The following is a 14,596-nucleotide window of genomic DNA, read 5'->3' as shown; positions in this document are numbered from 1 at the left end:
AGCTCGTCCGCCCGGGCCGGTGTCCGGAGCGGACGAGCTGCTCTTTCGGTGTGGAAGCCGAGACCAGCGGGCCCCGGAGGGTCCGCGGTATCGGCGGCGCGACTTTCCCGCCTGGGCCCGAACCGGACAGCCCGACACTCCCGCACGTGCGGGAAAGTGGTCGAGCCTGGACGCCCAGCGGGCTACTCGGCGGGGCCGCCGTAGGCCTGGGGACGCTCGTAGTCGCCGAGGATCTCGGCGAGGGCAAGCGGGCGCGCCGCCTCCGCGTGACGCCCGGCCCGCTGCAACGTCCGACCGAGCAGCAGGTGCGCATAGCCGTCCGTGGGCGACTCCTCGATGAGGCCGCGCAGGACCGCCTCGGCCTTGCGGAACTGAGCCGAGTGGAAGTAGGCCCGTGCCAGGAACTCTCTCAGGTCGGTGGTCGAGTGCAGGAAGGGCTGCGTGTCGTCGGTGGCGGCTGCTTCGGCCTCGGCCAGGAGTTCGGCGAAAGCCGAGGCCGCTGCGAGGTGATCACCGCTCTCGAAGAGGCCTCGGGCCCATCCGTAACGCAGGCTGAAGGGCGTCGAGGTGGCGTTCATGCCCACCAGAACGCCGGGTCCAGCCTCAACATTCCACCGCCCGCGGGGCCCAGAGGCCCGGGCGCCACGGCTACTCGTAGTGCGGCGGACGCTGGTCCTGGAGCCACTGGTCGCGCGACCCGCTCTCGAGCGTCTCTCCCCAACCGCGATCGGTGTCGTCCGCGGTCGAGCCGTAGGACTCGTCGGTGGCCGACTCGGCCGTGCCCTTGCGAAACACTCGTCGGCGGCGACGACGTCCCGGGACCGGCTCGGCACCGTCTTCAAGAGGCGAACCGTTGCGGGACGGGGGCGCGCCGTCGGGACCCCCACCAGCCGGCTCGTCTCGTGCGGGCTCGGCCTGAACCGACTCGGGACGCGGCGGCGCGGCCACGGGCGGCTCGCCGAGCATCGTCGGCCGCCGATCATCCCGAGCCACCCGCACGATGCGAGAGATCTCGCGGGCAGGGTCGCGGAACAGGTCGGTGGTCCACACCCGCAGGTGGAGCCAGCCGAGGCGGGACAGCTGCTCGGGACGGAGTCGATCCCGGTCGCGCGTGCTGCGCATCGACGCGTAGCGCGGCCCGTCGGTCTCGACGGCCACGAGCACCCGACCGCGATGGTAGGGGTCCTCGATCGCGAGGTCGATCCGCTGGTCGGCGCTGCCGTAGTCCTCGTGGACCACGAAGCCCTCGCGACGCAGCCGGGCGGCCAGGTCGTCCCGCAGGGCATCGCGGCTGGGCTCGCGCGCGGCGGTAGCGGTCCCGGGCAGCGAAGCGCCCCTGGACTCCGCGTAGGCGAGGAAGTCACGGAGCATCACCGCGCCGCGTGCCCTCAGCCGAGCCGGATCGAGGTCGGCCGCCAGCAGGGACGAGACGACGGTCATCCGCGCACGGGCCCGCGTGATCGCGACGTTGAGCCGGCGCTCACCGCCCTCCGTGTTGAGAGGGCCGAACCGGTGCAGCACCCGGCCGTGCGGCGTCTTGCCGTAGCCGATGGACAGGATGATGGCGTCGCGCTCGTCGCCCTGGACCCGCTCGAGGTTCTTGACGAAGAAGTGCTCGTCCCGGTCCGGGTCGAAGAAGCCGGCCACCTCGGGGGCATCGCGCAGCGCCGCGGTGATGGCCTCCTCGAGGCGGTTCGCGTGCTTGATGCCGAGAGCGATCACCCCCAGCGACTCCTTCGGCCGGCGCCGAGCATGGTCGAGCACGAGGCTGACGACTCGCTCGACCTCGGCAGTCGTGGACTCGATGGTCTGCTCGCCGGGTTGTACGACGGCCTGCCCGTCCACCGGCTCGAACGTCAGGGCCGACTCGACCGCGGTGCCCGGGAACGTGGTCAGGCCGCCGTCATACATCGCGGCGTTCGCGAACGCGATGAGGCGCTCGTCGCGGCTGCGGTAGTGCCAACCCAGCCGCCGCGTCGGGAGGGCGGCGGCCAGCACATCGAGCACCGACTCGAACCCCGCGGTGAGCACGTCCTCCTCGGGTGGGACGGCACCCTCGTCGTCGGAGACGACGGTGAAGAAGTTCGTCGGCGGCAGTTGTCGCTCGTCGCCGGCGACGACGACCTGCCGCCCGCGCGAGACGGCGGAGATCGCCTGGGCCGGCTGGACCTGGGACGCCTCGTCGAAGATGACGACGTCGAACCAGCGCCCGGGAGGCAGCGTCGAGGCGACGACGAGCGGGCTCATCGCCCAGCACGGCTTGATGGCGGTCAGTGCTGCCGAAGCGGCGGGCATGAGGTCTCGGAGGGGCTTGTGCCGGCGGGCTCGCCCGGCTTCGGCGCGCACGAGCGCCTCCTGGGCCGGGTTGTCCCCCAGCACCTCACGGATGTTCCGGGCAACGGCCTCACGGACGCGCTGCACCGTGGCGCGCAGGTGCGCGCGGTCGGCAGCCGCGAACTCCTCGGCGACGCGACGCAGCCCTTCCCCGTCGTGGGCACCGTAGGCCGGGTCGCGCAGGCTGATCTCCTGCGCCAGTGACGCCCACCAGACGAGGTCGACCTCGGCGGGGACCGCGGCGGGGGCGACGCCGCGCGCAGCCAGGTCGTCCACCAGCGGCCCGAGCCCGGCTGCCCGGAGCTCGTCGAGGACCGCAGTGACGTGCGGCAGGACGGCGACCCGCTCGGGGCGAGCCGCCAGGGCGACCAACCGGTCGCGCAGATTCGCGAGAGAAAGCCCGGTGAGCTCGCCGCCACCGTCACCGTCGGTCGGCAGCCGTTCCTCGAGCCAGCGGAGGTCGGCGAGAAGCCGGTCGCGCACCTCGAGCGCCTCGTCGAGTCGGGGCGAGATGGAGGGCCGGCCCCCGCCGCCGACGAGGGCGAACCACTGCCGTCGCTGCTCCCTGGCGGAGACCAGCTCGGCGTGCAGGTCCTCGGGCGGCCTACCCGGACGCAGCAGCCGCTTGGCCTGCTGCCGCACCTTCCAGCGGGTGACCCAGCCCATGTCGACGTCGTGCTCGGCCCGCCACTGCGCACTCGCCGTCGCTGCGATGTGCTCGTCGAGCGGGATGTCGAACACTTCGGGCCGGAAGACCTCCAGGGTGTGCCGCACCGCCGACATCGTCTCGAGGGCCGACTGCCACTCGGCGATGGAGCTGGCCGCCGGGACGTGCGACTCGCCGAGGATGGCCCCCAGCCGGGCAGCCGCCTCGTCGAGCTCGGCCGTGCTGTAGCGGGTGGCGATGTCGAGCGCCCTCGCCGCCTCGTCGGGGGTGAGGATGCGCGCCCCGAACCACGGGTCGTCGCCCTCCTGCGACCAGGCCCCCAGCCCGGCGGCGTCGCGCAGCCGACCAGAGAGGGCGCGGATCCGGTCACGGTCGATGCCGGCCAGGGTCGCGCCGCTGAGCCGGACGCGCGACGTCGGCGACGGCTGCCTCGTGGCCAGCTCCGCGAGGGCTTCCTGGACCTGGTGCACCGACACGCCCCACGGCTGCCGTACCGCGTGCATCGCCCGGGTGTGCGCCACGAGCCGGCCCCGCCGGTCGCGCAGGACCGACACGGGGATGTCGGCCTCGCCGCGTCCGGGCGCCGACGCCACGTCGAGACCTGGCACGTCACGGTCCTCGCGCATGGCCCAGTCGAGCGTGCGGGCGAACTGCTGGGCAGCCGCACGCCGGTTGGTCATGCCGTCGTAGGCGTCGAGCACGAGGTCGCCGAGCCCGAGACGGTCGAGCCGGCCGACGACGGCGTCGATGGCGGCGCGCTTCTCGGCGACGAAGAGCGTGGACTTGCCCTCGGCGGCGAGAGCGGCGATGAGGTTGGCGATGGTCTGGGACTTGCCGGTGCCCGGCGGACCCTTGATGACGAGGTGCGCGCCGGCCCGGACGGCGTCGATCGCCGCGTGCTGCGACGAGTCGGCGTCGAGGACGAGGTGCTCGTGCTCCGGGTCGGGCTCGGGGTCGGACTCGGGCACGCGCAGCCGCACCGCCGCCAGCGCCGACTCGTCCCCGGCGAGGGCCGCGACGACGTCATGGTCTGCGAGGTCGGAGCCCTGGAGCGCGAGGTCCGCGACCATCGGCAGCTTGGCGTAGGAGAAGGTGCCGACGACGAGGCGTGGCGCGATGGCGAGGTCCGGCACGTGGGCGCACTGGGACTGGAGCGCGGCGAAGACGGGATAGGGGTCGAACGTGTCACCCCGGGTGGCGAGGTCGGCGAGCGCCTCGCCGTCGATCTCGAGCCCTTGCTCGGACCGCAGGTACTCGATCAGGACCGGGTTGAACTCGACCTCGGGCCCCAGGACGATGTCGAAGTCCTCCTGTGCCGGACCGGTAGGGCGCAGCTCGAGCGGCCAGAGCAGGACGGGCGCCGCCGGGGGCCGAGGTGCCCGCGCGACCGTCCAGGTGGCCATGCCGATCGCGAGGAAGCCGGCCGCGATGCCCCGCTCCTCCTTCAGCTCCTGCGCCTTGGCGCGGATCGCCCGGGCGCGCCGCCTCGCCTCGGCGAGCGCGGCCGGCTCGCGCATGAGGTCGGACAGCCGGGTACGACGGCCGGCGAGAAGCATGGAGACACCGCCGGGGTGGGCGGTGGTGAGGTCGAGGGTGCCGGATGGCAGGTCGCGATACCAGAGCAGGGTGTTGCGGCCGCCGAGATCGACGAGCGAACGCTGCCACGCCTTCACCGCTGCCGCGACTCGGTCGGCGCGTGGGTCCCCCGACATCGCCTCGGCCGGCTGGGCGGCGGGTCGTGGGGCGTCGGTCATTCCTGCAGGCTAACCAAGAAGGTCACCCCAGAGGCCACCGGCAGGCGCCGCAACACGCCCGGCGCCACAAAACTCACACCGGTGGCAGCACGGTGAGTTCACCGGTTCCGGGCGTGTTGCGTCACAGGGTGGGTCCGGACATGGCCGCCAGATGTCGTATGCCGCTGAGCCGGCCCCGCGCCCAAAGGTGGCGTCCGTGCGGGGCGAGCCCAGCGGCATACGGCTCAGGTGGGTCCTTCGGCGTCCTCGAGACGACCTGACATCGCGCGCTCCGGCGGGAGGGTCAGGTGAACGACACCGCCGTCGAGGTCCACCCACGTCTTGTGGGGGTCACCCTCGGAGCCTGGAGTCGGAGCCTCGATGCGCTTGCGGTCACGCAGCCGGGTCACGGGAGCAGGTGGTCGAGCACGCGACCCATCACGGCGACGCGTCCCTCCGAACCCGTCACACCCTCGAGGCCGAAGCCCATGAGCAGCGTGTCCGGGGTGGAGATGGCGGCCCCGACGGGGAAGCCGGAGGCGTCGGTGGCGATCCAGTCGTTCGCGTTGGAGCCGCCGCCCTCAGGCGCGCCGCTGACGTCCCAGCCCTCGAGCCCGGATTCGAAGGACGTGTTTCCCTCTCCGGTCGACACGACGATGTCGTCGACGAACACGCCCAGGCCCTGGACGGCCCAGTCGCTCGCATAGGCGATGGAGACCTCGACCTGGCCACCGGCGTAGGCGGACAGGTCGACGGACCACTGCTGCCAGGCACCGGAGTTGCCGCTCGCGGCGTTCCACGAGCCGGTCGTGCCGGTCGGCGTGCACGCGCCCGTCTCGCTGTCCCACGTCTGGTAGTGGTCGAGCTGCGGGTGCAGGTCACGCCAGCCCTCGGCACAGCTGTCGCCGGTGGAGGTGGTGGTGTGGCCGTTCTGGTCCGGAAGTGTCGTCCAGTCCTCCCCGCCGGCGGTGCGGGCCTCGACGAAGAGGTAGTCCCAGGCCGGCTCGGTGTCGTAGGAGGTCCAGAAGGAGAGGGTGGTCCCCCCGGACGGCACGGTGATGGTGCGGGTCAGTCGCTTGTAGGAGATGTCGGCGATCTGCGAGTAGGCGTACTGCTCCCCGGTGTGCGGGGCGTAGGGCCCGCCCGGCTTGTCCCACACGGCCGACGGCCAGCTCTCGAACTCCTTGAACTCCTCGACCGGGAGGATCCCGCTCGTCGCGACATAGGACATCGTGTCGTCCTGGTTCTTGGCGCTCTTGGGCCCGTTGAGGGTCCAGGTGAGGCCGGTGAAGGGGTCGTCGATGCCGTTCACGCCGAAGGTCTTGCCCTGGGCGTCGAGCCCGTCCCCCTCGACGGCGACGTAGCCGCCGAACCAGTACTGCAGGACGTCGTTGGTCCCGTCACCCGAACCGGCGAGCGGCAGGCAGCGACGCTCGTCGACGCCGGCTGGCAATGGCACACAGGCGATCTCGCCCTTGGGGTCGTAGAGCTGGCCGCCGACATTGCCGGTGTACTGGTTGCCGGCGAAGTCGCTCGTGTAGGCGACCCTGCCGCCCTCGTTGAGGTAGGCGCGGAACTCGAGCATCTCGTCGAGCGCGAGCCGGTCGACGTTGCCCGGCCCGCGGCCGGGGGTGCGGGTGATGATGTCGTCGGCCGAGTACCAGATCGCGGCGTCGTAGTGACTCAGCACGCCGAGCAGGTCGGGAGCCGTGCGGCCCCGGGCGTCGACGTCGTAGACGTCGGCCTGCACGCCGTTGGCCTTGAGCGCGTCGAGGTAGTAGTCGACGTAGTGGGGACCGGTCCCCTTCTGCAGCGGGGAGGCCCCGGTGTAGTCCTCGGCCGCGACGACGACGACGCGGTTGCCGGTCTCGGACACAGCCTGGTAGGTGAACGACGGGCTGGTGGCGCCGCCGCCCTCGAACCAGACCTTGACCGAGTCGCCGGGACTCGTGCCCGTGACGACGCCGCGCATCTGGCGGTAGTGAGTGGCGGCCGGCGAGTATCGCTCTCCCCCAGCCCACTCGGACGTGGGGGCAGACTTGACGGCACCGCCGTTGACCTGCCACTTCACCGTGACCGCGCCGAGGCTGCGCTTGGCGATGACGGCCACGGGCTGCGGGTCGCCGTAGGAGTAGGCGAAGGTCAGATCCGTGTGCGGGTTGCCCCTCTTGTACGGGTCGTCGCTCTCCAAATAGAAGGGCTTGGTGTCGATGCCGAGCACGGACACCGGGTCGTCCGGGTCAAGGGCCGACTTCGCCACGGACTGGGCGAAGGGCAGGTTGCGCTCGAACTCCTCCTGCACGAGGGTCTCGTCGTCCGGGAAGACGAAGCCACAGCCGTCACACCCAGCCGACAGCTCGGGGGTCCAGGCGAGGGCGCCCGTCGCGACGTGGGCGTAGTCGGTCGTCTCGCCGTTGGTGACGTAGAGGACGTCCGAGCTGAGGCCGGGGTGGAAGTCCTTGATGGCGGGCTCGTCGAGGTTGCCCGACATGGCGTAGTAGATCGGGTCGTCGGCGGTGGGCGTGCCGATCTGCCAGCCCTCGGCGTAGAGCAGCCACTGGCCGTTGGAGTGGTAGTTGACCTGGAAGGCGAACCCGATCTTGTCCAGCAGGCCCTTCATCGCGGCCGTCTCCGGCTCGGACACGGGCGCGGTGCCCCGGTAGGTCTCGCTCGACTGGATGGAGGAGGAGCCCTCCTCGTCGTAGGCCCAGTGGTTGGGGAAGTTGCGGTTGAGGTCGACGCCGTCACCGGTGGCGATCAGGCCGTCATTGTTGTTGTCGCGCAGGTTCTTTCGCCACAGACGCTCGACCTCGAACGTGTACTGGTAGCCGTCCGGGTTGGCGACCGGGACGAACCACAGCTCCGTCGACTGCAGGAGGCTGCGCACGGCGGGGTCGTTGGCGCGCCACCGGTCGATGTACCAGTTCATCAGCCGACGGTCGATCTCGGTGGAGATCCACTCGCGAGCGTGCTGGGTCGCGCTGTAGAGGACGGCGGGGCGGCTCCCGTCGGCGATGCCGTTCGCGCCCTGGGTCAGCTTGATCGCGAGGATGTCGCGGCCCTGGACTGTCGTGCCGATCTTGACGAGCTTGGCGACCTGCGGGTTGGCGGCGGCCGCCTGCACGAGCTGGTCCCTGATGCCGCCCGGCTCGTCCCACGAACGCCACACGGTGAAGCCGCCGGCCGCCTCAGCAGCCGCGAACTCCTTGACCGTCTTGCCGCCCTTGACGCGCGTCAGCTGCGGGTCGATGCCCTGCTTGCGCAGCTGGTCCCGCTGGGCCGGGGTCAGGATGAGGTCGACAGTGACCTCGTTGGCGCTCGTCGTGCGCCCCTCGTGGAGGTCATGCCCTTGTCTCGCCAGCTCACCCAGCTGCTCGGGCGTGACGACCGCCGTGTAGGCGTCGAGCTCTCCACCGCCCGGCGGGCTGCTCGACGCCGCCGGGGTCAGCCCGACGAGCAGCGCGCCGACCATTGCCGAGACAAGCATGAACACACGCAGACGCCGCATCGCATCCCCCTGCAGTTCGTGATGTCAGCTTCCGTGGCGAAGTGACTCAGATCACACTGCCACTCTCGCGGAGATCGCGCCACCCCAACCTCTTGGTCGACGACAGAGGCTGCCGTATGCCGCTGAGCCGGCTCCGCTCCCAGGGTCGGGTGGGCGCGGGGCGAGCCCAGCGGCATACGGCCCGGAGTTCTTGGGCGGCACCGCACACGAGTGCCGGCAGTGCCTCGGCGACCAATTCGGAGCACAGTGGGACGACCTGACACAATGGCCGGGCTGTCCCGCCCTCGTAGCTCAGGGGATAGAGCACCGCTCTCCTAAAGCGGGTGTCGCAGGTTCGAATCCTGCCGGGGGCACTCCGCGCCATTGTGGCCCTGACCTGCGAAAACGCGAATCTATCAGGCCTTCCAGAGCCGTCTGAGTGTGGCCTGAGAGACCCGAAGTTCCGCCAGAATTCCGTCAGAGATTTCGCGAGCGGTCGGATGAACCCGCGTCAGTCAGTGTCAAAGCCTGACAGGAGCGTCTCGAGACGCTCGGGCGCGTCGTCCTCCTGCTGGCTCGCCACATGCGCGTAGACGGACAGGGTGATGGAGGTCGATGCATGGCCGCACCACTGCGATACCTCCTTGACGGAGAATCCGCCGGAGATGAGCAACGACGCATATCCATGGCGCATGCTGTGCGGCGTGAGCTCGGCTGGGAGCCCGGCGCTCTTGAGAGCAGGGCGCCAGACGCGGCGTAGGAAGTTCTGCCGGTTCAGTGGGGTGTCCGCCGCGGTCGTCACAAGGAGAGACTCCGCCGAGGTGTCCGTGTACGCGTCCATGTACTCGCAGAGCTCTCGCATGACGGTCCGCGACACGGGCACAGTGCGCCGTCCGGCCCCGGTTTTGGGTGGACCGAACGTGATCCTCCCACTCGCCTGCTGAGCGGTCCGGCGAACCAGGATGCGGGATCGCTCGACGTCCACGTCACACCGGCGCAGTGCACTGAGCTCTCCGAACCTCAGGCCGCACCAGTAGCCGAGGAGGACGACCGCGCGGTACTTGGGGTCGATGGCATCACGAAGGGCGACGGCCTCCTCGAGGGACATCCACGCTCGCTCTGCGCCGTGATCGGCCGGCATCGGTACGCGAGCGGCAGGGTTGACGGCGAGCCGGCGGTCGTCCACGGCGGCGGACAAGAGCTGCCGGAACGCAAGAAGTACCTTCCGCGCGGTTCGAGGTGCGAGGTGATGCTGCAGATCTGCCGACCAGCGCCGCACCTCAGCGTTCGTGATGTGGTCGAGCTGCCGCTGCCCCCACCACGGCCGGATATGGCGGTCGCAGATGGACTGCAGTCGCTCGAATGAGGTGGCTCGCAGGTCCGACCTACGCGTGGGCAGCCAGATATCGATCCACTTGTCGACGGCTATGCGTGACCGCCTGGGATCCATCCACGCACCGCGCTGAATGTCCTGCTCGGCGCTGCGCGCCCAGGCCACGGCGTCGACCTTTCGGTCAAAGCTCTTCGAGAACTCGCGACCGTAGGCCGTGTAGGTGGCCTGCCAGCGACCGCTCGGCCGACGGACGATGGAGGCCATCAGTCACGCCATTCTGCGTCGCGGCATGACCGGCGGCGCCGGGTGCCTGCCGCCACCTGTTGCTCCCTCATCTACGCCACCTGGTCTAGGGCCCAACGCTTCACCGCGCCAGGGTCGAATCGCAGGTGCCGGCCGAGGCGCATAGCCGGCGGCCCCTCCCCTCGATGGCGCCACTGGTACAGCGTGCCAACTGGGACAGCCAGGAAGGTCGAAACGTCGTGAATGGTCCACAGGGGCGGAGTCGATGTGTCGACCCCGCTCGGCTTTTCGCTCGTCATGTTCGGCACCTCTCACGGGGACTTCGAGTGGGTCTCACTAGCCCTAAGGGACTGAGTCGCGCTTACACGATCACGGCCCAGCGGGTCGTCCACGTGGCGTCCGAAGTTTCTCCCGTTCAGGTGACCGCCGGACCGTGGCATCCCTCCATAGGGATGGTGGAGAGGAGGCCCCCGTGTCGTGTCAACGCCGTCCGGCTCGTCGAGCCAGCAGCACAGATCCCGGCCACTCTTCAGACGGCCCACAAGGAGGTAGCACCACCGTGGGCATGGCCAGACACGTGGGGTTCCCTCCCCAAGCGGACGTGACCGCCACCTCGAGCAGCGGGGCCGAGGGGCTGCCCATGGGCTAGCCACGGTATGACGCGGCGCTGGACAGGCCCTCAGCCGCGACACCAAAACGATGACGGCCCCGGTGATTGACCTCTAGGCCCACGAACCGGCGTGGGTCGCCCTCGGTGCGGGCGTGCGCACACCCTCCGAGGGTCAGCGAACAGCCTGCTCTCGAAAGGAGGGCGGGCTCGACGGCGTGGGCTGGAATCGACGCGAGGTCGGCCTTTGGGGGGGATTCCCACACACATGTCCACTTCAAGTAGACACACACCCAGCACCTGCACGCCTCCCCGCGGGACTGGGCAGCTGGCAGAGGCCGCATTGACTCTGATGGGAGAGCGTCTGCGGCGCGCCAAGGTGGACAGTGACCTCGACAGGACAGGTATCGAGCCAACGAGCGGCAGGACGACGCGGCCCCTGCCAGCAAGTGGGCAGGGGCCGCAGCGGTCGATCTACGTGTCGATTTGGGTTCTAGATCCTGAGGGTCCAACTACGCCACATCGCGCCCGACGGGCGAGGCGCGCGCGGCGACCAGGTCATGAGATCGCCGGCCCACACAGACTGGCAGCCGGCGAGGGGACGTGCACGGCGTGCCGGCTTTGGGTCGCTTCGGGCTGGGTGCCCGCGGGCGATCGCGGGCGCCAGTGCGCACTGACAGCGGAGGACGCATCGGCGGCCCGCTCGATGTTCTCAGCGCTGCTTCGAGCGAGTACGTCGCGGACCCGGGCTATCAGCGGGATCAGCCGGTTGTGGTGAAGGTCGCTCGCGCTGACGCTCTCCCCGAGGTCGTCGAGGTCGCCTGGTCCTGGGGCAGCCATCGCCTGGCGGGCCAACTTGATCATTGCCTGAGCGGGCCCTGTGAGCGTCCTATCGTTCACGGCATCACGGACGGCGCAGCCGAGCTCCACAGCTGCGGCGGTCGCGACCGCGACGACCGGTGCAGCCTCTCGGAGATCTGCACGCTGGGCGATCAGTGTGGGTTCGGCGAGCACCGTCTTGTCGTGGATGAGTTCACGCGTCGCAGCTTGGAGTTCTGCATCGGCGGACCACAGCAGCGGGTCCACCCGGCGCGTCTGTGGGCTGGTCAGGGCGCTCCACTGGCTGGCCACATGGCTGGCGGTCCGCATCGCGGCCTCCAGAGCGGGCGCACTGCGGTCCTCAAACGTCGTCGGGTCGGCGACGCCGGTGTGTGCGGCAGCTCGCATCAGCACGAGACACGCGCGGTGCACCATGGCTTGGGACCGCGCGATCGCGGCCAAGTTCGCGGGCGTCACGGCCGCGGCCAAGGTCCGGTGGGCCTGCAGGTCCCAGCGGGCGATTGCGTCCGAGAGACGGGCGAGACCGGCATACCCGTCTTGACGTTCACCGCTCAGGGCCGTGGCGAGCCCGGCGCCGAGGTGGCTGCCGGCGAGCTGCTCGAACGCCATGAGGCGCTTCAGCGCTTCCTGCCCGCGCGGGATGCCACGTGAGGCGCCGGTCCAGGCCTTCTCGATGCCTGGCGTCTCCTTCAGGTCACGGATGTGCTCGCGGACAGCGACGCCGACGGCGTGGGCACCGACGTAGAGGGCGTGCATGGTCCGGGTCCGGGCGGCTTCGACGTCCCGCATCGACTCAGCCGATCGCGGGACGGACCTGGACGAGGTGTGGCGCGCCACCAGATCCCGTGCAGCACTGAAGTTCTCGGCTACGCGCAGGAGCCGCTCGTCGGACGGACCCTCCCCGGGCCAGCCCTGCCGCAGCTGGGTGCGGTGCATCCCTTGGGAGATGGCGTGGAGCTGGTTCATGCGCTGGCCACGGCCCGACTGGTCCCCAGGGAGGGCCGGCAGTGCCGACCACAGTTCGGCAGCGGCCTGGACCACTTCACCCCACGTGCGCAGCATGGCCGGCGCGTCGTCTCCGGTGACGTCGAACAACAGCGCTCGGGTCCCAGTGTCGGCCTCGAGCAGGAGCTCCCCGACGCTACGGCTGACTCGGGCGCTCATCCGCGGACCTCGCGAACCAGCTCCGCCAGCCGCACCACAACTTGGGAGGCCCCGGGAGGCAGCGCGTCGACGGGAACGCCGCTCAGCAGCGCATCCACCTCCCGCAGCGCCTCCACCGGGTCCGCTGGAAGCCGCACCTCGTCGAGCCCAAGAACCTGCACGTCCGGCGGGACGAGCCCTGCGGTGAGCGCGGCAGTCAGATGGATGTCCTGGGCGAGGGTGTACCTCGGAGTGAGCGGGCCCTCGGCTTCGGCTTGCGCCCACACACGTCGCGCGGTCGCCTCCAGCAGCTCACCCACGCGACCAAAGACCTGGATGGGGTCTGGGTAGGTCACAGTGTTCGGATCAGACATGGTCGCTCCTTCTCGGCTCGGCCTCCCGCATCAACGGGGAAGCCCTCACGCGACCTAAGGCGTTTCTCGGCGTCGGACGGTCGGCGTGCAGGAGTTAGCCAACGTCCGCCACGACCCGGCCCGAAGCCGCGCTAGCTAACCTGGCGCAGGCCACTCACGCGCGTCCTCGAGGTGGCGCGTGTGCGAATGAGTACAAGCACTGGCGGGGCGCCGATCCGAAGATTCCCGAGCGGGCGACGCAGCCACGATGCCAAGGTTCGCAAGGCCTCGTGGGGAGTCACCCGGCGGATCACACCGTTGAGTTCCGAGCAGACTCACACACAACTGCACTAGCGGGAGGACGTCACAGAAGGATGGGAGACTACATGCATGGGAGACGTCAGGCAGCTACATAGGCCGCTCGGCTGGTTCCATGCCGTCTCGACGCGTGACGGCGAAGCGTGTGCGCGCGACGGGGCGCCTTTCTACTGCGTGAACGCACTCAGGAGCCAGACGGGTCGACTTTCGGAGATTCAGTTCGGCGATGGCACGTGGATGATCGCCACATCCGATGACTTGGAGTGGGCGGCTTCGCCCTAGGCCTTCGGTCGGTCGGTCAAGGCTGCCCGCCAAGGTCTCCGGCAGCTGCGCCTGATCGTTCCGAATTCAAAGTCGCCGGAGTTGAGTCCATACCGTTGGTGTACAACACCGGTCCGTCAAGTCGCCGGGCACTCTTGGGCCCACCAATGCGAGTGTCCCTGTGGAGTGATACTCCTATACCGTGGATGAAGTACGCAGGGACGGCTCCCGCGAGCCAGCAAGCTGGCTACTCATGGCGGTCGGCAAAGACCGAGAGCACGGCGGAAACGACGGCTACACGGATGATCCGTCAACGGTTTACCGTTGGGACTCCACAGTGCAGAACCACGCGGCCGTCTCTCCGGGCGATCGCATCGCACTCTGGGACAAGCATGTGCTCTTGGGTGCCTCGGTGATTGAGGACGTCAGGGTCGGCACTGCTGTGAAGGCATTACACCGCTGCCCGCATTGCGGGAAGGCAGGGATCAAGGCACGGCGCACCAAGTCGCCACGGTATAAGTGCTACAAGTGCTTGGGGATCTTTGACACTCCGAAGACCGTGGAAGTGGACGTCACGACCTACGAATCAATCCATGACGTCGCGTGGACCGACCTAATGGGTACGCTTACGGGCGCGGATCTGCGCCCGCTCTGTTACTCGCCGAAGTCGCAACTCAGCATGCGCCCGCTCCGGTGGTCTGCGTTCGACGCCGCGATACGCACGATCGGCTTGGGCCTCAACTTTGATTCCATCGAATCCGCCACACGGAGGCTGGGAGAAGGGCATCGGGAGCGAACTGTCCGGGTGCGGGTAGGGCAAGCGGCCTTCCGTCAGAGCCTCATGAAGGAGTTCGGCTCCGTTTGTGCACTCACCGGCCCCACCCCACCGACCGCTCTCGAGGCAGGCCACCTCTATAGCTATGCGGGGATCGGCAGGCATTATGACGGAGGCGGACTTCTGCTCCGTAGGGACTTGCATCGCCTTTTCGACTTGGGGCTCGTTGCCGTCAACCCTAGTACCAACCGCATAGACGTAGCGCCGGAACTGGGTGAATACCCTGCGTATGCGGACCTTGACGGTTCACCGCTAAAAGTCAGCGTTGGGGACAGCCACTTGGAGTGGTTCGCAGCCCACTGGGCGCAACACCGCCGACAAGGTTCGGTGGTAGCCGCAGGTGGCTTCGTCGAAGCGCAGGCCGCGCAACCCTCTGCCAGTGGAGTGAGAAGTGCGAGAAGGCTACCGCCGGGCGACCGTTGACTGCCGTTCTGTCGACCGC

9 protein-coding genes, 1 tRNA gene and 1 pseudogene are annotated in these 14,596 nt (G+C 69.5%); 2 read left to right on the top strand and 9 right to left on the bottom strand.

The features are described 5' to 3' along the window. Positions 1-182: 182 nt before the first annotated feature. The 4 genes from OO014_RS03590 to OO014_RS03575 form a co-directional block, all read right to left on the bottom strand. Complete coding sequence (locus OO014_RS03590; protein ID WP_272460899.1) at positions 183-578, bottom strand: tetratricopeptide repeat protein; 396 nt, start codon at positions 576-578, stop codon at positions 183-185. A gap of 70 nt (positions 579-648) precedes the next feature. Then, on the bottom strand, positions 649-4,755 hold the full coding sequence (locus OO014_RS03585; protein WP_272460898.1) for an AAA domain-containing protein: 4,107 nt from the start codon (positions 4,753-4,755) through the stop codon (positions 649-651). A 224-nt stretch (positions 4,756-4,979) separates the two neighbouring features. Beyond that, positions 4,980-5,144: a hypothetical protein gene (locus tag OO014_RS03580; RefSeq protein ID WP_272460897.1), complete on the bottom strand. Its 165-nt coding sequence runs from the start codon at positions 5,142-5,144 to the stop codon at positions 4,980-4,982. Continuing rightward, entirely contained in the window at positions 5,141-8,221 is a 3,081-nt protein-coding gene (locus OO014_RS03575; protein WP_272460896.1) for a M14 family metallopeptidase, read from the bottom strand. The genes OO014_RS03580 and OO014_RS03575 overlap by 4 nt, the downstream gene beginning before the upstream one ends. Positions 8,222-8,522: 301 nt before the next feature. On the opposite strand from OO014_RS03575, the gene OO014_RS03570 reads away from it, so the two are divergent. Beyond that, positions 8,523-8,595, top strand: a tRNA-Arg gene (locus OO014_RS03570). Between the two features lie 137 nt (positions 8,596-8,732). Here OO014_RS03570 and OO014_RS03565 read toward each other — a convergent pair. The 5 genes and pseudogenes from OO014_RS03565 to OO014_RS03550 all read right to left on the bottom strand — a co-directional run bounded on the left by OO014_RS03565 (position 8,733) and on the right by OO014_RS03550 (position 12,761). Then, complete coding sequence (locus OO014_RS03565; RefSeq protein ID WP_272460895.1) at positions 8,733-9,329, bottom strand: site-specific integrase; 597 nt, start codon at positions 9,327-9,329, stop codon at positions 8,733-8,735. Between the two features lie 159 nt (positions 9,330-9,488). Beyond that, a pseudogene (locus OO014_RS19350) lies at positions 9,489-9,671 on the bottom strand (hypothetical protein); the annotation flags it as partial. Positions 9,672-9,889: 218 nt separating this feature from the next. Beyond that, positions 9,890-10,096, bottom strand: coding sequence for a helix-turn-helix transcriptional regulator (locus OO014_RS03560; protein ID WP_272460894.1), 207 nt, complete (start codon positions 10,094-10,096; stop codon positions 9,890-9,892). Positions 10,097-10,962: 866 nt separating this feature from the next. After that, the gene (locus OO014_RS03555) at positions 10,963-12,408 is read right to left on the bottom strand and encodes a hypothetical protein (protein ID WP_272460893.1); all 1,446 of its coding nucleotides are present in this window, start codon (positions 12,406-12,408) and stop codon (positions 10,963-10,965) included. Beyond that, positions 12,405-12,761 (bottom strand): hypothetical protein, encoded by a 357-nt coding sequence (locus OO014_RS03550; RefSeq protein ID WP_272460892.1) that lies wholly within the window; start codon positions 12,759-12,761, stop codon positions 12,405-12,407. The genes OO014_RS03555 and OO014_RS03550 overlap by 4 nt, the downstream gene beginning before the upstream one ends. A gap of 811 nt (positions 12,762-13,572) precedes the next feature. Here OO014_RS03550 and OO014_RS19345 point away from each other — a divergent pair. After that, positions 13,573-14,577: an HNH endonuclease gene (locus OO014_RS19345; RefSeq protein ID WP_420485473.1), complete on the top strand. Its 1,005-nt coding sequence runs from the start codon at positions 13,573-13,575 to the stop codon at positions 14,575-14,577. The last annotated feature ends 19 nt before the right edge of the window (positions 14,578-14,596 follow it).

It is taken from the genome of Intrasporangium calvum, assembly GCF_028446585.1.
Lineage (GTDB): Bacteria > Actinomycetota > Actinomycetes > Actinomycetales > Dermatophilaceae > Intrasporangium > Intrasporangium calvum_A.
Note: the sequence above shows the minus strand (reverse complement) of the source record. Positions and strands in the feature narration are given on the sequence as shown.

Coding starts and splice junctions, on each gene's coding strand:
- OO014_RS19345 (WP_420485473.1), top strand. CDS start 13,573: ATGGCGGTCGGCAAAGACCGAGAGCACGGCGGAAACGACGGCTACACG.
- OO014_RS03585 (WP_272460898.1), bottom strand. CDS start 4,755: ATGACCGACGCCCCACGACCCGCCGCCCAGCCGGCCGAGGCGATGTCG.
- OO014_RS03555 (WP_272460893.1), bottom strand. CDS start 12,408: ATGAGCGCCCGAGTCAGCCGTAGCGTCGGGGAGCTCCTGCTCGAGGCC.
- OO014_RS03565 (WP_272460895.1), bottom strand. CDS start 9,329: ATGTCCCTCGAGGAGGCCGTCGCCCTTCGTGATGCCATCGACCCCAAG.
- OO014_RS03550 (WP_272460892.1), bottom strand. CDS start 12,761: ATGTCTGATCCGAACACTGTGACCTACCCAGACCCCATCCAGGTCTTT.
- OO014_RS03590 (WP_272460899.1), bottom strand. CDS start 578: ATGAACGCCACCTCGACGCCCTTCAGCCTGCGTTACGGATGGGCCCGA.
- OO014_RS03560 (WP_272460894.1), bottom strand. CDS start 10,096: ATGACGAGCGAAAAGCCGAGCGGGGTCGACACATCGACTCCGCCCCTG.
- OO014_RS03575 (WP_272460896.1), bottom strand. CDS start 8,221: ATGCTTGTCTCGGCAATGGTCGGCGCGCTGCTCGTCGGGCTGACCCCG.